The following is a 19,038-nucleotide window of genomic DNA, read 5'->3' as shown; positions in this document are numbered from 1 at the left end:
CGGCACTTTAACCACCGAATCAAACAGTGTCTTTATCGAAGTCTTCTGGCTTTATATACTCAGAAAAAGCATCTGGATCAATACCGATCACGACACTGCCCAATAAACGTTCTTCTGTGGTCCCTCGGTGAATCCAGCCGACATCCAGCAGGGTTCCGAGACCCTGCATTTCGCTGTAAATCTCGTCTTGAGCGTTGGTTAAACGAGCGATTTTTCGGCCAACGTACGCGTGTGTCTCATTGACTCGAGATGAAATAAGTTCGGGGAAATATAACTGACCGACATAAGCAACATGCCGATCTTCATTATCTCCAGGTTTTCTCACCGCGACGTGAACATGGGTTGCCCTACCCGCGTAAAAGCCTGGAAATATAGTACGGAAGCTGCGGTTTCCATTTTTGTCAGTAAAGCCACAGCCTCTCAGATAACTGTCTTCATCGGTTCGCGGTATAGAGCCAATCTCTCCGGATGGAGCCTCCTTGTCCGGATCGACCTCGCTCCATCCCGAGTAACGCCCTTTGGAGTCACAATGCCATATATCAACCAGAACTCCTTCGACGGACTGGCAAGTTGTCGAATTGACGATACGCAGATTCAGCTGCAAAGGGATACCCGCGACGCCCTCGGTAACATCCGATCGCTGAAGTTTGTCATTTCTAAAATAGGGACCGGCGATTTGTTCGGGCGAAAACACACACATTTTGGCCCTTGTACGCGAAACAGACTCTTGATCGAGTCCAGATGTTGATTGTTCTTCCATGAAAAATTCCACATTCATTATTTGCCGTTATACCTGCTCAAGACAGGCTACTTACTCAGAATAGATAACCGAGCAACAACAGATGAGTGGATTTTGTTTGCATTTATTTCTTCATAAAAGGTAGAACTCATAAAGCGGGCAAAAAAAACGGCGCACTGACCAAGTGCGCCGTAAAGCCGTAGAACAACCACGATTTTAAGTAAAACCAATCAGTCCAGCAGGGCCAACGCCTCGGCGGTACATTCCTGGATTCGCGCCCAGTCGCCGTTTTTGATCCACTCGGGATCCAGCATCCAGCTACCGCCAACGCACATCACGTTCTTCAACGCCATGTAGCTTTTGATATTGGCCGGGGTAACGCCGCCAGTCGGGCAGAAGCGCACTTCGCCGAAAGGACCGCCAAGGGCCTTGATCGCCGCGACGCCGCCGCTGACTTCCGCCGGGAACAGCTTGAAACGACGATACCCCAATGCGTAGCCTTCCATGATCCCGGAAGCGTTGCTGATCCCGGGCAATAGTGGAATCGGGCTGTCGACGCTGGCTTCAAGCAAATCGCGGGTAATGCCGGGGGTGACGATAAATTGCGATCCGGCCGCTTCAGCAGCGGCAAGCATCCTGCGATCAAGCACAGTGCCGGCACCGGTGACCAGCTCCGGGCGTTGTTCACGCAGCACACGAATCGCCTGCAGGCCGAACTGCGAACGCAGGGTCACTTCCAGGGCAGTCAAACCACCGGCGGCCAACGCATCGGCCAGCGGCAGAATGTCTTGTTCGCGGGCGATGGTGATCACCGGCAGAATCCGCGCCTTGACGCAGAGGCTGTCGATCAGGGCAACTTTGTCCGCCATGGAAACGGTCGGGAGTGGGTTTTTCATAGCGGCTGATCCTTGGTTCATGGACACCAGTAAATCTCTAACGTAGGTTGCAAAAACGCGCGAATCGGCATTTCGGCGACAGCGTCGCCGGCCAGTGCGGCACTCAGGGTGATCAGTTTCGACTGACCGGAAATCGATAGAACCTTGAACTTCGCCGACGCCAGCAGCGCCTGGCTCATGCTCAGGCGCTGATGGGGCACGGTCGGTGCCAGCATTGGCCAGCAGCGGCGCGAGCCATCGGGCTTGAGCGCTTCTTCCAGGTTCGGACTGTTGGGGAACAGCGAAGCGGTATGCCCATCGTCGCCCATGCCCAGTACCAGGGCGTCGATCGAGGGCAACTCAGCCAGCAGGCGATCGGCATGCTCGGCCGCTTGTTCAAGATTGGCGGCGGCGCTGTAAAGGCTGAGGAATCGCGCCTTGGCCGCCGGACCCTGGAACAGATAGCGCTTGAGCAGGCCGGCATTGCTGTCGGGATGCTCCACCGGGACCCAGCGCTCGTCAGCCAGGCTGACCAGCACATTCGACCAATCCAGGGTCTGTTTGGCCAGGTGCTGGAAAAACGCCACCGGGCTGCGCCCGCCAGACACCACCAATACTGCTGTGCCGCGCTCGCTGATAGCGTCGCTTAATTGCTTGGCCACCTTCAGTGCCAAGCCTTCGGCCAGCAGCACCGGGCTGTGGAACTCATGGGCGCTGACGCCCTGAGGCAGTTTCAATTCAGATATCGCCATACCACGACCTCCCATCTCGCGTAATCAGTGCAATCGAGCTCATCGGCCCCCAGGACCCCGCCGCGTACGGCTTGGGCGCATCACCGGACTTCTTCCACCCGGCGATCAACTGGTCACACCATTTCCACGCGGCTTCGATTTCATCTTTACGGACAAACAGGTTCTGATTGCCACGCATGACTTCCAGCAACAACCGCTCGTAGGCATCGGGAATCCGTGCGCTGCGGTAGGTGTCGGAAAAATTCAGCTGCAACGGACCGCTGCGCAGCTGCATGCCCTTGTCCAGGCCTTGTTCCTTGGTCATCACCCGCAGGGAAATACCTTCGTCCGGTTGCAGGCGGATGATCAGTTTGTTGCTGATCTGCAGACGCTGCTCAGGGGCGAAGATGTAGTGCGACGGTTCCTTGAAGTGGATGACGATCTGCGACAGCTTCTGCGGCATGCGCTTGCCGGTGCGCAGGTAAAACGGCACCCCGGCCCAGCGCCAGTTGCGAATGTCGGCACGCAGCGCGACGAAGGTTTCAGTGTCGCTCTGGGTGTTGGAGTTCTCTTCCTCCAGATAACCCGGTACCGATTTTCCTTCGCTGTAGCCGGCGATGTATTGGCCGCGCACTACTTGGGTGGTCAGGCCTTCCGGGCTGATCGGCGCCAGCGCCTTGAGCACCTTTACTTTTTCGTCACGGATGCTGTCGGCGGACAGGTCGGCCGGCGGGTCCATGGCGATCAGGCAGAGCAGTTGCAGCAAGTGATTCTGGATCATGTCCCGCAGTTGGCCAGCCTTGTCGAAGTAACCCCAACGGCCTTCGATACCGACCTTCTCGGCCACGGTGATTTCCACGTGGGAGATATAATTCTGGTTCCACTGGGTTTCGAACAGGCTGTTGGCAAAACGCAGGGCAATCAGGTTCTGCACCGTCTCTTTGCCCAGGTAGTGGTCGATCCGGTAGGTGCGGTTTTCCGGGAAGAACTGCGCCACCGCGTCATTGACCTTGCGCGACGACTCGAGGTCGGAGCCGATGGGTTTTTCCAGCACCACGCGGGTGTTCTCAGTCAGGCCGACCTTCGACAGGTTCTCGCAGATTGCCCCGTAGACCGCCGCCGGCGTGGCGAAGTAGGCAATCACCCGCTGCGCGGTGCCGGCCTGCTCGGCCAGGGCGACATAATCGTCAGCCTTGAGGAAGTCGACATGCAAGTAACTCAGGCGCGCCAGGAAGCGTTCGGCCAGGGCTTCGTCGAACTCCTTGGCGCCCACATAACGGCGCAGTTCGGCCGCGATAAAGGCCAGATGCTGCTGCTCGCTGCCAGGCTCACGGGCCAGCGCGATAATCCGCGTGTCCTCGTGCAGCAGGCCAGCGCCATCGAGCTGATACAAAGCAGGAAACAACTTGCGAAGCGCCAGATCGCCGAGGGCGCCGAACAGGGCAAAGGTGCAAGGTTCAACCGTTATCGAAGGCATGATGTTTGTTCTTTTATCAAGTTAAGCTACAAATACCTTTTTTTAAGGCATCACTCAAGGGAAAATGTAGTAATAACCACAACATTTACTCAAAATATAGATTCCGAGTGGTGGTAGGTCGAGGCCATCAGTAGGATAGGCCACCGCCAAGGGCCGCATCAAAGGCCCAATTTGCATAGCCGACCAAGGAAATCCGAATGGACCGCGTGCGAAATCTTCTGGAAACGATCCAGAAACGCCTCGAAGAATTGAACAAGGCTGAACGTAAAGTCGCCGAAGTCATCCTGCTCAATCCGCAGCAGGCGACCCGCTTGAGTATCGCCGCCCTCGCCCAGGCCGCTTCGGTCAGCGAACCGACGGTCAACCGTTTCTGCCGCTCGTTCGGTGTCAGCGGCTACCCGGAACTCAAGCTGCAGCTGGCCCAGAGCCTGGCCAGCGGCGCGGCGTATGTCAGCCGTGCGGTAGAGGCCGACGACAATCCTGAAGCCTATACCCAGAAGATCTTCGGCAGCGCGATCGCGTCCCTGGACAGCGCCTGCCAGGCGCTGGACCCGAACCTGATCAGCCGCGCCGTAGACCTGTTGATCCAGGCCCGGCAGATCCACTTCTTCGGCCTCGGGGCTTCGGCCCCGGTAGCCCTGGATGCGCAGCACAAGTTCTTCCGCTTCAACCTGGCCGTCACCGCCCATGCCGACGTGTTGATGCAGCGGATGATTGCCTCGGTGGCGCATACCGGCGAGCTGTTCGTGATCATTTCCTACACCGGCCGCACCCGCGAACTGGTGGAAGTGGCGCGAATCGCCCGGGAAAACGGCGCTTCGGTACTCGGCCTGACCGCCGCCGGCTCGCCCCTGGCCAAGGCCAGTACCCTGAGCCTGAACATCCCGCTGCCGGAAGACACCGACATCTATATGCCGATGACCTCGCGGATCATCCAGCTCACAGTGCTCGACGTCCTCGCCACCGGCATGACCCTGCGCCGTGGCGTGGACTTCCAGCCGCATCTGCGCAAGATCAAGGAAAGCCTCAACGCCAGCCGGTATCCGATTGGGGATGAGTTTAGTTAAGCCGAAAGCTTCATTGGCTGTTATGGCCTCATCGCGAGCAGGCTCGCTCCCACAGTGGATCTGCTTTGAACACAAATGCTGTGTCCACTGAAGCTCTACTAATGTGGGAGCGAGCTTGCTCGCGATGGGGCCAGCCGCAACACCACCGCTCTTGAGCTAAACCCCGACCCGCGCCTGCAAACTCAAATGCGCCCTCTCCCCCGGCGCCAGGCTGAGGCTGTCGATCCCGCCTCGGGCCGCTTCGATGCAGACGAATCCACAGACCTCGCTCCAGCTCACCCCCAGCAACGGCCGTGGCCCGGGATGCCAGACTACGGTGTCGGCGCTGCCCCCGGTATCGATGCACAACTCGCGCTGCCAGGCGTGATCGATCAGCTGCAATTCGCCTTCATGCTGGAACACTCGCTGGCAGCCGCCCTCAACCCGCAACTCGCCCTGTTGCTGGCAAGCCTGCCGGCTCAATTGGTCATAACCTTGCACGCCATCGAGCCCAGACAGCGCTACCTCGGCAACGTCACCAATACGCCAATAAGCGTGCAACGCATGACTCAACTGGCACGGCAGGCTGTCCTGATGCTCGGTGCTCAGGCGCAAGTCGAGGCTTTCGCCCAGGTGCGCGTGCAGGTCCACTTGCCAGTCGCACAACTGCAATTGCCAGTGCAGGTGCACGCCGTCTTCGTCACTGCTGCTGTCGAGCAGCTTCCAGTCGATCAAGCGTGCCCAGCCATGGGAGGGCCAGGCATTTTCGCTGGGATGACGGCCATACCAGGGCCAGCACACCGGCACGCCACCACGAATCGCCCCGACCTGCGGCCACTTCGCAGCACACCAAAGCCAGGGTTTCTGTCCCCGAGGCTGGAAGTGCAACAGTTGCGCGCCCTGACGGCTGAACACCGCCTGACACAGCGGGTGATCGATCACCAGCACATCACGCGCCTGATAACGCTCCCAGGCAAAAACCGGGCGCTCGCGCAGGGAGGTGAAAAAGCGTTGTAGCGGGTGCTCATGCATGTGCTGCGGTCCTGAAAATCATTTGCCCTACCAGTTGAGATCATTTGTGGCGAGGGGGCTTGCCCCCGCTGGGCTGCGAAGCAGCCCAAAAACCAATCACCGCGGTGTTTCAGGTAAAAAGAATGTACCGGTTTACGACTGCTGCGCAGCCGAACGGGGGCAAGCCCCCTCGCCACAAAAAGCCCGCCAGACCACAAGGATGTGTGCAATTCCCCCAAAAAAAACGGACAGCCTGGGCCATCCGCAAAATGCGCACGTAAAGAGGGAGCTTATCGCAGCTGAGTTAGAACACCGACTGAATTTTCAGGCCGGCGACGATCGCGTCGTCGACTTGGTCCACACCGCCCGGGTGTTTGATGTATTGCAGGTTCGGACGCACGGTCAGCCAGTTGGTGACGTGGAAGCCGTAGTTGATCTCGGCGTTGTACTCGGTGTCCCGGACAGGCATGAAGATCGGGTTGTCGTAGTCGTCGATACCGTTGACGGCGTTGATCAGCCTGGTGTTTTTCTGCACATCGTCGTTGACATGGATGCGCGCGATACCGATGCCCATGTCGTCTTTCGGACGTGCGTTGAACGGCCCTTTGTAGACCAGCATCAGCTGCTGGTAGTTGTCGACGAGGTTGGTGTCCTTGTCGTGGAAGGTGGCGTTGGCGGCAATGTTCAGGCCGCGGCTCTTGTCACCGTTGTGGTCGGTGAGTTGCTGCTGCGCCACGAACCAGTAGCCGTGCTTGCTGCTGTGGCTGCGATAGGCATTGCCGCTCGTTGCCGCGTCCTGACCATTGGAGTCCTTCAAGACATCATTGGCCTTGGCGGTGCTTTTGTAGTAACCGACGCGGTACTCGCCTGGCAGGCTGTTGACGTCAGGTGACCAGACCAGTTCGACCGGAATGATGGTGCCTGCGGTACCACTGCCGCTGAGTTTGAAGCCGTTGCCGGTTTCCAGTTGCGACGGGTTCTGGTTGTACGCACCGATCTGCGCGTAGAACTCAGGCGTGATGTTGTACTTCACACGGATCGCCGCCTGGCTGACGGGCCAGTTGTACCAGATGTCACCGACCCAGTTACCCACTTGCGAGCCACAGAACGCCAGGTTCTGGAAGTCGCACGGGAAGGTGTTGAAGTCTTCGCCTTCACCGAAATAGCCGGCCTTGACGTCGAGTTTGCCGTCGAAGTACTTCTGCTTGACCCACAACTGAGTCAGACGCCAGGTCTGCCCACGACCCCAGACTTCCTGCGAGGAACTGAGAGTGCCTGCACGCGGATCGCCGATACGGTCGTTGGAAATGTTGCGACCGCTACGCTCGGTAATCGCCAGTTTGAATTCGGCGTCGTTCCAGCCGAAGATTTTTTCCAGATCCAGTTTCGCACCAATGGCAAACTGGTCGCTGTATCGTGCAGTGGTGTCGTCGTTGTAACCGCCCTTGAGGTTCGAACCGACTTCGCCCACGTATTCCAGCGTGAAGTCGTAGCCCGCTTCGATCAGCTTGGTCCGCTCGCCCCCCCAGTCACCTGTCATCCATTGCGACTCGGAGCTGAACGCTTCAGCAGCATGCACGCTGCCAGCCAGACTCATCAGCGCAATCGCTGACAACTGGCAGAAGAGCTGAGCGTTGTTCTTCTTCATCATCCCTACATCCTCGTTTTATTGTTATTAGCTGTTTTTATCTAACGCGGTTTACATCGGTTGTGACGGGCGCCGCATATCTCCTGTGGGAGCGAGCTTGCTCGCGATGACGGTGTATCAGTCGACATCTATGTTGAATGTCAGACCGCTATCGCGAGCAAGCTCGCTCCCACTTTTTTTGATCTTCAGCGGCCTTTGAATTGCGCGACGTTGGCAGCTCGGGCTTCGGTGTGTGGTTGACCGGCAGCCCCCAGGCGTTCTCCGGTCTTGGCGTCAAACAGCAGCACTTTGGAAGGATCGAATTGCAGGGTCAGAGTCTCGCCGACAGCGGGCGCGACGTCCGGCGCCAGGCGGCAGCAGACCTTGGTTTGGTTGAGGTTGACGAACACCAGGGTGTCCGGCCCGGTCGGCTCGGTGACCTGGACTTCGGCGCGAATGATCGGCAAACCGTTCGGCTCGCTCGGCGCCAGCACGATCTGCTCCGGACGCATGCCGAGGATCACTTCGCGGTCTTCAAGGCCGGCATCCTGCATGCCCAGCGGCAGCTCGCAGCGCGCCTGACCGCTGTCGAGCAACGCCAGCAGGCGGCCTTCCTTGCGCTGCAAGCGCAACGGGATGAAGTTCATCGGCGGCGAACCGATGAAGCTCGCCACGAACAGATTGGCCGGGTTGTTGTAGATGTCTTTCGGCGTACCGAACTGCTGAATGATTCCATCCTTCATCACCGCCACCTTGTCGCCCAGGGTCATGGCTTCGATCTGGTCGTGGGTAACGTAGACCGTGGTGGTTTTCAGGCGCTGGTGCATCAGTTTCATTTCGGTGCGCATCTCGACCCGCAGCTTGGCGTCGAGGTTGGACAGCGGTTCGTCGAACAGATAAATCTTCGGCCGCCGGGCCAGGGCACGGCCCATGGCCACGCGCTGTTGCTGACCACCGGAGAGTTGGCCAGGCTTGCGCCCGAGCAGGTGTTCGATTTGCAGCAACTTGGCGACCCGGGCGACTTCTTCTTCGATCTCCGCCGCCGGCATTTTGCGGATCTTCAAACCGAAGGCGATGTTGTCGCGCACGCTCATGGTCGGGTACAGCGCATAGGACTGAAAGACCATGGCGATGTCGCGATCTTTGGGGCTCATGCCACTGATGTCGGAGTCGTCCACCAGGATCGAGCCGCCGCTGATGTTTTCAAGGCCGGCGATGCAGTTCATCAAGGTTGACTTGCCGCAGCCGGACGGGCCGACGAGGATCAGGAACTCACCGTCATCAATCTTCAGTTCGATGTTTTTCAGGGTGTCCGGCAAGCCGCTGCCGTAGGTTTTGTTGACGTTGCGTAATTCGAGAGTTGCCATGTTCTACCCCTTGACCGCGCCGGACGTCAGCCCGCGCAGGAAATACTTGCCAGCGAATATGTAGACCAGCAGTGTCGGCAGCCCGGCGATCATCGCCGCTGCCATATCAACGTTGTATTCCTTGGCCCCGGTGCTGGTGTTGACCAGGTTGTTCAGGGCCACGGTGATCGGTTGCGCATCGCCGCTGGCGAACACCACCCCGAACAGAAAGTCGTTCCAGATCTGGGTGAACTGCCAGATCAGGCAGACCATGATGATCGGCACCGACATCGGCAGCAGAATCCGCCCGAAGATGGTGAAGAACCCCGCGCCGTCCAACCGTGCAGCCTTGACCAGCGCATCAGGGATGCTCACGTAGTAGTTGCGGAAGAACAGCGTGGTGAACGCCAGGCCGTAGACCACGTGCACCAGCACCAGACCCGTAGTGGTGTTCGCCAGACCGAGCTTGCCGACGGTGAACGAGGCCGGCAGCAGCACGGTCTGAAACGGCAGAAAGCAGCCGAACAGCAACAGCCCGAAGAACAACTGCGAGCCACGGAAGCGCCACATCGACAGTACGTAGCCGTTCATGGCGCCGATGAAGGTCGAGATCAACACCGCCGGAACGGTGATTTTCACCGAGTTCCAGAAGTAGCCGCCGACCGTGTCCCAGGCCTTGATCCAGCCAATGCCGTCGATCACTTGCGGCCAGCTCAGGAGGTTGCCGGTGCGGATGTCTTCGGGGCTCTTGAAGCTGGTCAGCAGCATGACCACCAGCGGGATCAGGTACACCGCGGCAGCCAGCAACAAGGTCGCGTAAATGGCCACGCGGCTCAGGCTCAGGGCCGGTTTGCCAAGCTGATTACTCATGGCGCTTACCTCGCAATTCGGAGTACAGGTACGGCACCAGAATCGCCAGGATCGCGCCGAGCATCATCATTGCACTGGCTGAACCGATGCCCATCTGGCCGCGGCTGAAGGTGAAGGAATACATGAACATCGCCGGCAAATCAGAGGAGTAACCCGGACCGCCAGCGGTCATCGCCGCCACCAGGTCGAAACTCTTGATCGCGATGTGCGCGAGGATCATGAAGGCGCTGAAAAACACCGGACGCAGGCTTGGCAGAACGATGCGCAGATAGATGGTCGGCAGGCTCGCACCATCGACCTGGGCGGCGCGAATGATCGACTGATCGACCCCGCGCAGTCCGGCCAGGAACATCGCCATGACAAAACCCGAGGCCTGCCAGACCGCGGCGATCACCAGGCAATAGACGACCCGGTCCTGATCCACCAGCCAGTCCAGGCGAAAGCCTTCCCAGCCCCAGTCGCGCATCATTTTGTCCAGCCCCAGGCCCGGGTTGAGCAGCCACTTCCAGGCGGTACCGGTGACGATCATCGACAGCGCCATCGGGTACAGGTAGATGGTGCGGATGAAGCCTTCCTTGCGAATTCGCTGGTCCAGCAGTACCGCGAGAAACACCCCGAGCACCAGGCTGATACCGATGAACATCCCACCGAAGATCGCGAGGTTTTTGCTCGCAACCCACCAGCGGTCGTTGTCCAGCAAGCGAATGTATTGTTGCAGGCCGACCCACTTGTAGCTCGGCATGAAGCTGGAGTTGGTGAAGGACAGAATGAACGTCCAGATTATGTAACCGTAGAAACCGACCAGCACGATCAGCATGCTTGGCGCCAGCACCAACTTGGGTAGCCAGCGCTGCAGCGCATCGAACGGTGAGGCTTTGCTAAATACCGCCACAGAGCTCATCGGAAAACTCCTGTTGAAGAAGTGAAATCCAGACCGAGCGCCTCCAGCAACATGGGCCGGGGCTCATGCCGTACAGGCAACGGTGAGGGGTTGGCCGCAGGCGTGCCTGCGGCGGGTGCCGGTGTTACAGGGCGGCTTTGATCGCCGAGGACATCTGCTTGCCGGCCTTGGCCGGGTCGGCATTCTTGTCGCTCATGAAGTTGGTCACCACATCGAAGATCGCGCCTTGTACTGCCAGGCTCGTGGCCATGTTGTGGGCCATGCTCGGCTCCAGCTTGCCGTTCTTGTCCGCTTCGGCGAAGTCCTTCGCCGAAGCCTGGCCACAGGCGTCGAACTTGCTCATGTCCAGGTCATTGCGCACCGGGATCGAACCTTTGTTCTGGTTGAACACGTACTGGAATTCAGGCTCCAGAGCGATCTTGGCCACATCGTTTTGCGCGGCGATATTGCCCGGGGTGTTGTTCTTCGCGGACAGCTTGAACATCGCCAGGGAGTCGATGTTGTAGGTGTAGCTGCCTTGGGTGCCGGGGAACGGCACGCATTGATAATCCTTGCCGGCGACCTTGTCGGCTGCGGTCCATTCGCTCTTGGCCCAGTCGCCCATGATCTGCATGCCGGCCTTGCCGTTGATGACTTCGGCAGCGGCGATATTCCAGTCACGCCCGGCGCGGTTTTCGTCCATGTAGCCACCAAGTTTCTTCAGGGCGGTAAAGACTTCGACCATTTTCTCGCTGTTCAGGGTTTTCTCGTCGAGGTCGATGAAGGCTTTCTTGTAGCCATCGGCGCCCATGATGCTCAGCACCAGGCCCTCGAACACCGTGCTGTCCTGCCAAGGTTGACCGCCATGGGCCAGCGGGATGAAACCGGCGGCCCTGAGCTTGTCGCCAGCGGCATAGAATTCTTCGAGGGTGGTCGGGGCTTTGTCGATGCCGGCTTTCTTGAAGACTTCCGGATTGATCCACAGCCAGTTGACCCGGTGGATGTTCACCGGCACGGCGACGTAGTGTCCGTCGTATTTCATGGTGTCGGAAACGGTTTTGGAGAGCAGCTTGTCCCAGTTGTTCTGGCTGGAGACTTCATCGAGGTTGGTCAGCAGACCCAGTGCGCCCCACTCTTGCAGGTCCGGACCTTTGATCTGTGCGGCAGAAGGCGGGTTGCCAGAGACAGCGCGGGTTTTCAGCACGGTCATGGCCGCGGCACCGCCACCCCCGGCGACAGCACTGTCCTTCCATTCATAGCCGTCTTTTTCAACGAGATTTTCCAGGACTTTGACAGCTTTGGCTTCGCCACCCGAGGTCCACCAGTGCACAACTTCCACCGTGCCTTTGGCATCGGCAGCAAGGGCGCTGAGAGGAAACAACGAAGCGAGAGAAATGACAGTGGCGAGGCGAGTGATCGCATTCATCTGAAGTACCTTTCTTGTTGTTATGCATGCAAGTCTGGTGCTTGCGCTGCATAGGATTTTAACCAGGGTCTTGGCCTTCGCAGGTAACGAAGGGATGCGTAAATGTCACCAGATGGTTACACAGCCGCGCTCGCGGCTAACTGCGCCAAGGCCGTCGCCATGCTCGGCGCCAGCGGCAAGCGGGGCAGCAGGACGGCTTGCCAGGCGTGATAGAGATCGGGTTTGCCCGCCCAGATATCGGCACTGGGTCGGTTCTGCGGGTCCAGTTCGTGATGCCAGCTGCCGTTGACCCGGTCGATCAAGCGGCTTTCGCTGAACTCCCAGAAGCACCGATACCAGGTTTCGTAACGCTGCTTCCCGGTGCGCTTGAGCAAGGCGCTGGCGGCGGCGCTGGCTTCGGCATGGGTCCAGTGCAAGCGCTGGCGAACCACCGGGTGATTGTCCCAGTCCAGGGTGTAGACGATGCCCGGTGCGCCATCGACCTCCCAGCCATGCAGACAGTTATTCTCGAACAACTTTTGCGCATCGCCCAGCAACCACTCAGGAGTCACCAGCCCCGCCGCATTGCGCGCCGCTTCGAGGTGCAGCACCAGTCGCGCCCATTCGAAACCGTGACCGGGAGTGGTGCCGTAGGGGCGAAAGCCGTCGGCGGGATTGTCCTGGTTGTATTCGCGTAGCGGCTGCCAGTGACGATCGAAATGCTCAATGACCAGAAACTCGTTGGCCGCGGCATGGGTATGAATCACTCGCTCGACGACGCGCAAGGCGCGGTCCAGCCAGCGGTTGTCCTGAGTGACATCCGCCAGGGCCAGAAAGGCCTCGGTTGCGTGCATATTGCTGTTGGCGCCGCGATAAGCCTCCTCCAAGCGCCAGTCGCGATTGAAGGATTCGCCCATGGCGCCCTCCTCCTCGCTCCAGAAATGCTCGTCGATCATCTTGATCGCCTCCGCCAGCAAGGCCTGTGCACCCGGGCGCCCGGCGACCCTCGCAGAACTGGCAGCCAGCGCAATAAAGGCATGCAGGTAGGCGGCTTTGTCCGTGTTGCCGTCGCGGTGGAACGGCGCGGCATACCAGCCGCCGTGTTCGGTGTCACGCAGCGGTCCGTTCAGGGCCGCGATGCCATGGTCCACCAGCTCGGCAAACCCGGGAATGCCCTGGATGTGCGCCATGGCAAAGCTGTGGGTCATGCGCGCGGTGTTCATGGTTTCGGCTTGGGCGTTGACTGGCAGGCAGCCCAGATAGTCGAGATTGCCGAAGCCTTCGGCGACCTTCGAGGCCTTGGCAAATTCCAGCAGGCGCTGGCCTTCGGCGGCGAGCCAGGCGTGGTGGGCAGGTGCGTTCAGCCAACTGCTGAACGTTGCAGGAGTGGTGTCCATGGAGTGCCTTTTTTGTTGTTATGACTGATTGGAGTCTAAACAAGGCCTGTGAAGATGCAGGTAACGAAGGACCGGGGAAATGTCACCGTTCAGTGACATAAGGCCAGACTTCATAAGTTGTGTTGAATGTTCCACCGCTATCGCGAGCAAGCTCGCTCCCACAGTTAATCTGCGCCAGGCCACAATGGCGTGATCGGCACAGATCCAATGTGGGAGCGAGCTTGCTCGCGATGAACGATGACGCGGTGGCTTTAGCGAACCCCTAGATCAATCCACCGAACGCGGCAAATGCAAGGTCACCCGCAACCCGCCTTCGCGCAGATTCTGCAAACTCACCTCACCCCCATGGCTGTGGGCGATGTTGCGGGCGATGCCCAGTCCCAGGCCATAACCCTGCTGCTGACCGGCCAGACGAAAGTGCGGTTCAAAGCACTGTTCCAGACGCTGCTCGGGGACGCCGGGGCCTTCGTCATCGACATGCAGGATGAACGCGCTGTCATCGTCGTCGATGTGCAGATGAGCCTTTTGCCCGTACTTCAGGGCGTTGTCGATCAGATTGCCGATGCAGCGCTTGAGCGCCAGCGGCTTGCCGGGATAGGTGGCCAGCGCCCGTCCCTGCTGAGTCACGCGGCCATTGCCGTTGGGCGCCAGATAGGGTTCGACCAGGCAATCGAGCACATGGTTAAGGTCCACCGGCTCGATGTTTTCGTGAATATCAGTGTCCTTGACGCATTGCAGCGCGCCCTTGACCAACAACTCCAGCTCATCGAGGTCGCGACCGAACTTGGCTTGCAACTGTTCATCTTCCAGCAGCTCGACCCGCAGCCGCAGACGGGTGATCGGCGTGCGCAAGTCATGGGAAATGGCGCTGAACAACTGGCTGCGCTCGGTCAGGTAGCGGCTGATGCGTTCGCGCATGGCATTGAACGCGCGGCCGACTTCGACCACTTCGCTGCCACCGCCCTGCGCCACCGGTTCGACCTCGGCGCCCAGTGACATATCCCTTGCAGCCCGCGCCAGGCGCTTGAGCGGCCGGCTCTGCCAGTGCACCAACAGGCCGATGAACAGCAGCAGAAAACTGCTGGTCAGCACAATGAACCACACTTGCTGCGACGGCAGCCCTTGTTCTTCGAGACTGGTGTAGGGCTCGGGCAACAGTGAGGCGATGTACAGCCATTCGCCCGCGGCCAACTGGATTTGCGTCACCAGCACCGGCGGATTCACCGGTTCCAGGGTCAACGCGTAATGGGCCCAGGAGCGCGGCAACTCATCGAGTTTCAAACCCCCGTTGAAAATTCGCAGGTCATCGGCACTGACGAATTGCACCGAAATAACGGCATCATTGCCCAGGGACTGGCGCAGCACTTCCTCCACTGCCTTGAGCACCGCTTGCTTGCGTGGCGTCGGCGGCAGCACCTCCATGCCCAGCGGCTTGTCGTTGAGGGTCACGACGAAACGCGTCCCGCCCATGCTGCGCAACTGGTCGAGGACCAACGGCCGGTAAGCCACCGGCAAGGAGCGGAAATAACTGACGCTGGCGGTCATCGAATGCGCCAGGCTGCGGGCACTGGTAACCAGGCCTTCGAGCTGAGTGGCGCGCAGTTGCGAGACCCAGATCACACTCGACAAGGCCTGTGCGAACAGCACCGCGAGCAAGGTCAGCAGCAGCATCCGCCCAAGCAACGAGCGCGGCACCGGCACGCGCCGGGCAATCCGGCTGAAGAACTCAGTGACCATTACTGGCAACCACATTGGCAGCCAATTGATAACCGCTGCCACGCACCGTGCGGATCAAGCGTGGTGGTTTGTCGGTATCGCGCAAGCGCTGGCGCAGGCGGCTGACCGCCATGTCGACGATCCGGTCCAGAGGCATCAGATCGCGACCCCGGGTGGCGTTACCAATGGTGTCGCGGTCGAGGATTTCCTGGGGGTGATCGAGAAACAGTTTCAGCAAGGCGAAATCGGCGCCGGATAAAATCACTTCTTCGCCGTCGGTATGAAACAGCCGATGACTGACCATATCCAGGCGCCACTCATCGAAGCACAACACCTCGCCGCCGGAGCGCTCCTGGCCGAACTGGGCTCGACGCAGCAGCGCTTTGATTCGCGCCTGCAGTTCACGGGGGCTGAAGGGCTTGCCGAGGTAGTCGTCGGCCCCCAACTCCAGACCGATGACCCGATCGGCTTCGTCGGAACTGGCGGTAAGCATGATGATCGGTACCTGGGACTGACGCGGGTGCTGGCGAATCCATCGGCACAGGCTGAAGCCGTCTTCGTCCGGCAGCATCACATCGAGGATCACCAGGTCGCTCGGCGCCTCGTTCAAGGCCTGGCGAAACCCGGCACCGTCGGGCGTGGTCCGCACCTGAAAACCGGCGCGACTGAGATAGGTGTCCAGCAACTCGCGTATCTCTTGATCGTCATCGACCAACAAAATCGACTTGTTGACTGAGCTCACGGGGGTCGTCCTTGTTGTTATGGATGGAACCGGGAAAACGGATTATGCCTGAGCGCAAATGTACGGCGAATGGGCTTTTGTGGCGAGGGAGCTTGCTCCCGCTCGGCTGCGAAGCAGTCGTAAATTCTGCAACCGAGTTTGTCAGATAGAACTCGGTGGCAGGTTTTGGGACCGCTACGCGCTCCAGCGGGAGCAAGCTCCCTCGCCACAGGTGATCATTTTCAGCTAGGTAATTGCCTGCTCCAGCGCCACACCCGCGCCGGTCAATCCGGAATACGGCGCTGTCACCAACCACACCGGAATGCCCTTGAAGTAATCGCTCATGCAGCCCTTGTCGGCGAAGCAGCGGGCAAACCCGCTCGTCAAGAAGAACTCGGCAAACCGCGGAACCACTCCACCGACGATATACACCCCGCCCCGCCCGCCGCTGGTCAATACATTGTTGCCGGCGACGCGGCCGAGCCAGCAGCAGAACTGCTCCAGCACTTCCAGGGCAATCGGGTCACCCGCCAGTCCGGCAGCGGTGATCTCTTGCGGCGTATCGAGGACCGGCTCATGCCCGTCTACCGCGCAAATCGCCCGATAGATCCGCGGCAAACCACTGCCGCTCAGCGCCGTTTCCGCGCTGACATGCCCAATCTCGTTGAAGATGTGTTGCCACAACTGGGTTTCCCGCAGACTACTCAATGGCAAGTCGACATGTCCGCCTTCACCCGGTAGCGCCATCCAGCGACCTGCGCCCAGATCCAGCAAAGTGCCGACACCCAAACCCGTCCCGGGACCCATCACCACCGCCGGGCGTAACGGCTCGGGAGTCCCTTCGCAGACCACCCGGAATTCGTCTGGCTGCAGTCGGGTCATGCCCAGGGCCATGGCCGAGAAATCGTTGACCAGCAACAGCTGATCGACCTGCAAGGTCTGGCAGAAAGCTTTGCGACTCAGCCGCCAGTGATTGTTGGTAAAGCGAAACTCATCACCGCCCACGGGACCTGCCACCGACAGGCATACCGCGCCGATCGAACCGGGCGCCAGGCCCAGTCCGTTCAGATAGACGCCAATGGCCGCTTCCGGGTTGGCGTAATCTGCTGTCGCCAACACCTGGATCGACTCCAGTCGCTGGTCTTTCCACAACGCAAAACGTGCATTGGTTCCACCAATGTCACCGACCAGCGCTAATTTCACTTAAGGGTCTCCAGGGCAGAGGTAAAGGCGCTGGCGCCCTGCTCTGCCGAGCTGAAGGCCATGCGCATGAAACCGAACAATTCCCGACCGCAGCCAATGCCGTTATCCAGCAAGCCCTTGGCCGGTTCACGCGCGGCGAATTCATCGGCGTCGACCATAAGCTGCAAGGTGCCTTCGACGCCATCGACCCGGATGATATCGCCATCGTGCACCCGCGCCAGCGCGCCGCCGACAAAGGCCTCGGGACAGACGTGGATCGCTGCCGGGATTTTCCCGGAAGCGCCGGACATGCGCCCGTCGGTGACCAGCGCGACCTTGAAACCACGGTCCTGCAACACGCCGAGGAACGGCGTCATCTTGTGCAGTTCCGGCATGCCGTTGGAACGCGGCCCCTGGAAGCGCATCACCGCGACAAAGTCCTTCTCCAGAAGACCGGCCTTGAAGGCATCGGCCAGGTCCTGCTGATCCTGGAACACCATCGCCGGCGCTTCGACGATCTGATGCTCAGGCGCAACCGCCGAGACCTTCATCACACCACGTCCGAGGTTGCCTTCCATTACCCGCAGACCGCCTTCCGGCGAGAACGCCCGGGCCACCGGACGCAGGATATTTTCGTCGAGGCTGTCGCTCGGGCCTTCACGCCAGACCAGTTCACCGTTATCGAGGAACGGTTCCTTGGTGTAGCGGCTCAGGCCGTGACCGGCCACGGTATTGACGTTTTCGTGGAGCAGTCCCGCAGCCAACAGTTCGCGAATCAGGAATGACATACCGCCCGCGGCCTGGAAGTGGTTGATGTCGGCCTTGCCGTTCGGGTAGACGTGGGACAGGGTCGGCACCACTTCGGAGAGGTCGGCCATGTCCTGCCAGGTCAGTTGAATGCCCGCGGCCATGGCGATCGCCGGCATGTGCAGGGTGTGGTTGGTCGAGCCGCCGGTGGCGTGCAGGGCAACGATCGAGTTGACCAGCGAACGCTCATCGACGATTTCACCCAACGGCATGAAGCTGCCGCTTTGCTTGGTCAGGCGGGTGATCTGATGCGCGGCTTCGCGGGTCAAGGCATCGCGCAATGGGGTGTTCGGATTGACGAAAGAGGCGCCTGGCAGGTGCAGGCCCATGACTTCCATCAGCAACTGATTGGTGTTGGCGGTGCCGTAGAAGGTGCAGGTGCCAGGGCTGTGGTAGGACTTCATCTCCGTTTCCAGCAACTCCTCACGGGTCGCCTTGCCTTCGGCATAACGCTGGCGGACGTCGGCTTTTTCCTTGTTGGAAATCCCCGAGACCATCGGCCCGCCGGGGACAAAGATCGTCGGCAGGTGACCGAAGCGCAATGCGCCCATCATCAGACCGGGAACGATCTTGTCGCAGATACCGAGCATTATCGCCGCGTCGAACATGTTGTGGGACAGCGCCACGGCGGTCGACATCGCGATTACTTCGCGGCTGGCGATACCCAGCTCCATGCCCGGCTCGCCCTGGGTCACGCCGTCACACATGGCCGGCACCCCCCCGGCGAACTGACCGACCGAGCCGATCTCGCGCAGTGCATGTTTGAGTTGTTCCGGGTAGTGCTCGTACGGCTGATGCGCCGAGAGCATGTCGTTATATGACGAAACTATTGCCACGTTGGCGGCGTTCATCATTCGCAGATTGTTTTTGTCTTCAGTGCCACAAGCGGCTACGCCGTGGGCGAAGTTGGCACATTGCAGTCTGGCGCGTTGCGGGCCATCGCTGGCGGCACTGCGAATCAAGGCCAGATAAGCCTCACGAGTAGCGCGACTGCGGGAAATAAGCCGTTCGGTGACCTCAAGGACGCGGGGATGCATGTGTAGAACTCCAGGCTAACGGATGTGGCGACCTGATTGTCTATGCTGACTGAAGGGGTCTGCGCTTGGCATTGCAGACGTGGTTTTCAATCATCCGGACCAGTTGATTCAGGTCACTCGTTGTAGATAAGACAAAATATTGCCACTAAAAAGGCTTGTTTTCTATTTTTT

16 protein-coding genes are annotated in these 19,038 nt (G+C 59.6%); 1 reads left to right on the top strand and 15 read right to left on the bottom strand.

Annotated elements, in window-relative coordinates; translation table 11 throughout:
• Positions 1 to 19: 19 nt before the first annotated feature.
• From F8N85_RS19660 to zwf, 4 genes are all read right to left on the bottom strand, one after another.
• Positions 20 to 760: an intradiol ring-cleavage dioxygenase gene (locus F8N85_RS19660; protein WP_412072504.1), complete on the bottom strand. Its 741-nt coding sequence runs from the start codon at positions 758 to 760 to the stop codon at positions 20 to 22.
• A gap of 209 nt (positions 761 to 969) precedes the next feature.
• A complete protein-coding gene (locus tag F8N85_RS19655) occupies positions 970 to 1,635 on the bottom strand; it encodes a bifunctional 4-hydroxy-2-oxoglutarate aldolase/2-dehydro-3-deoxy-phosphogluconate aldolase (RefSeq protein WP_150805195.1) in 666 nt (221 codons plus the stop codon).
• A 17-nt stretch (positions 1,636 to 1,652) separates the two neighbouring features.
• Positions 1,653 to 2,366, bottom strand: coding sequence for a 6-phosphogluconolactonase (gene pgl, locus F8N85_RS19650; RefSeq protein ID WP_150805194.1), 714 nt, complete (start codon positions 2,364 to 2,366; stop codon positions 1,653 to 1,655).
• On the bottom strand, positions 2,353 to 3,822 hold the full coding sequence (zwf, locus tag F8N85_RS19645; RefSeq protein WP_150805193.1) for a glucose-6-phosphate dehydrogenase: 1,470 nt from the start codon (positions 3,820 to 3,822) through the stop codon (positions 2,353 to 2,355). The genes pgl and zwf overlap by 14 nt, the downstream gene beginning before the upstream one ends.
• 206 nt (positions 3,823 to 4,028) lie before the next feature.
• On the opposite strand from zwf, the gene F8N85_RS19640 reads away from it, so the two are divergent.
• Complete coding sequence (locus F8N85_RS19640) at positions 4,029 to 4,889, top strand: MurR/RpiR family transcriptional regulator (RefSeq protein WP_191636217.1); 861 nt, start codon at positions 4,029 to 4,031, stop codon at positions 4,887 to 4,889.
• Positions 4,890 to 5,045: 156 nt separating this feature from the next.
• Here the strand turns inward: F8N85_RS19640 and F8N85_RS19635 are convergent, their stop codons facing one another.
• From F8N85_RS19635 to edd, 11 genes are all read right to left on the bottom strand, one after another.
• Positions 5,046 to 5,900 (bottom strand): D-hexose-6-phosphate mutarotase, encoded by an 855-nt coding sequence (locus F8N85_RS19635; RefSeq protein ID WP_150805191.1) that lies wholly within the window; start codon positions 5,898 to 5,900, stop codon positions 5,046 to 5,048.
• Between the two features lie 283 nt (positions 5,901 to 6,183).
• Positions 6,184 to 7,530 (bottom strand): carbohydrate porin, encoded by a 1,347-nt coding sequence (locus F8N85_RS19625; protein ID WP_150805189.1) that lies wholly within the window; start codon positions 7,528 to 7,530, stop codon positions 6,184 to 6,186.
• Between the two features lie 182 nt (positions 7,531 to 7,712).
• Positions 7,713 to 8,873: an ABC transporter ATP-binding protein gene (locus tag F8N85_RS19615; RefSeq protein ID WP_150805188.1), complete on the bottom strand. Its 1,161-nt coding sequence runs from the start codon at positions 8,871 to 8,873 to the stop codon at positions 7,713 to 7,715.
• Between the two features lie 3 nt (positions 8,874 to 8,876).
• A complete protein-coding gene (locus F8N85_RS19610) occupies positions 8,877 to 9,722 on the bottom strand; it encodes a carbohydrate ABC transporter permease (protein WP_150643903.1) in 846 nt (281 codons plus the stop codon).
• On the bottom strand, positions 9,715 to 10,623 hold the full coding sequence (locus tag F8N85_RS19605) for a carbohydrate ABC transporter permease (RefSeq protein WP_150805187.1): 909 nt from the start codon (positions 10,621 to 10,623) through the stop codon (positions 9,715 to 9,717). Before F8N85_RS19605 ends, F8N85_RS19610 begins: the two co-directional genes overlap by 8 nt.
• A gap of 124 nt (positions 10,624 to 10,747) precedes the next feature.
• Positions 10,748 to 12,028, bottom strand: a complete 1,281-nt coding sequence (locus tag F8N85_RS19600) for an ABC transporter substrate-binding protein (protein WP_150805186.1) — start codon at positions 12,026 to 12,028, stop codon at positions 10,748 to 10,750.
• Between the two features lie 116 nt (positions 12,029 to 12,144).
• Positions 12,145 to 13,404 (bottom strand): AGE family epimerase/isomerase, encoded by a 1,260-nt coding sequence (locus tag F8N85_RS19595; protein ID WP_150805185.1) that lies wholly within the window; start codon positions 13,402 to 13,404, stop codon positions 12,145 to 12,147.
• Positions 13,405 to 13,671: 267 nt separating this feature from the next.
• Positions 13,672 to 15,141: an ATP-binding protein gene (locus F8N85_RS19590; protein WP_150805184.1), complete on the bottom strand. Its 1,470-nt coding sequence runs from the start codon at positions 15,139 to 15,141 to the stop codon at positions 13,672 to 13,674.
• Positions 15,131 to 15,862 carry a response regulator gene (locus tag F8N85_RS19585; RefSeq protein ID WP_150805183.1) on the bottom strand — a complete coding sequence of 244 codons (732 nt, stop codon included), beginning with the start codon at positions 15,860 to 15,862 and terminating at the stop codon, positions 15,131 to 15,133. Before F8N85_RS19585 ends, F8N85_RS19590 begins: the two co-directional genes overlap by 11 nt.
• A 225-nt stretch (positions 15,863 to 16,087) precedes the next feature.
• Positions 16,088 to 17,044 (bottom strand): glucokinase, encoded by a 957-nt coding sequence (locus tag F8N85_RS19580; RefSeq protein ID WP_150805182.1) that lies wholly within the window; start codon positions 17,042 to 17,044, stop codon positions 16,088 to 16,090.
• Positions 17,041 to 18,867: a phosphogluconate dehydratase gene (gene edd, locus F8N85_RS19575; RefSeq protein WP_150805181.1), complete on the bottom strand. Its 1,827-nt coding sequence runs from the start codon at positions 18,865 to 18,867 to the stop codon at positions 17,041 to 17,043. Before edd ends, F8N85_RS19580 begins: the two co-directional genes overlap by 4 nt.
• Between the last annotated feature and the right edge of the window lie 171 nt (positions 18,868 to 19,038).

Source organism: Pseudomonas fluorescens (assembly GCF_902497875.1).
GTDB classification, from domain to species: Bacteria; Pseudomonadota; Gammaproteobacteria; order Pseudomonadales; family Pseudomonadaceae; genus Aquipseudomonas; species Aquipseudomonas fluorescens_BR.
Note: the sequence above shows the minus strand (reverse complement) of the source record. Positions and strands in the feature narration are given on the sequence as shown.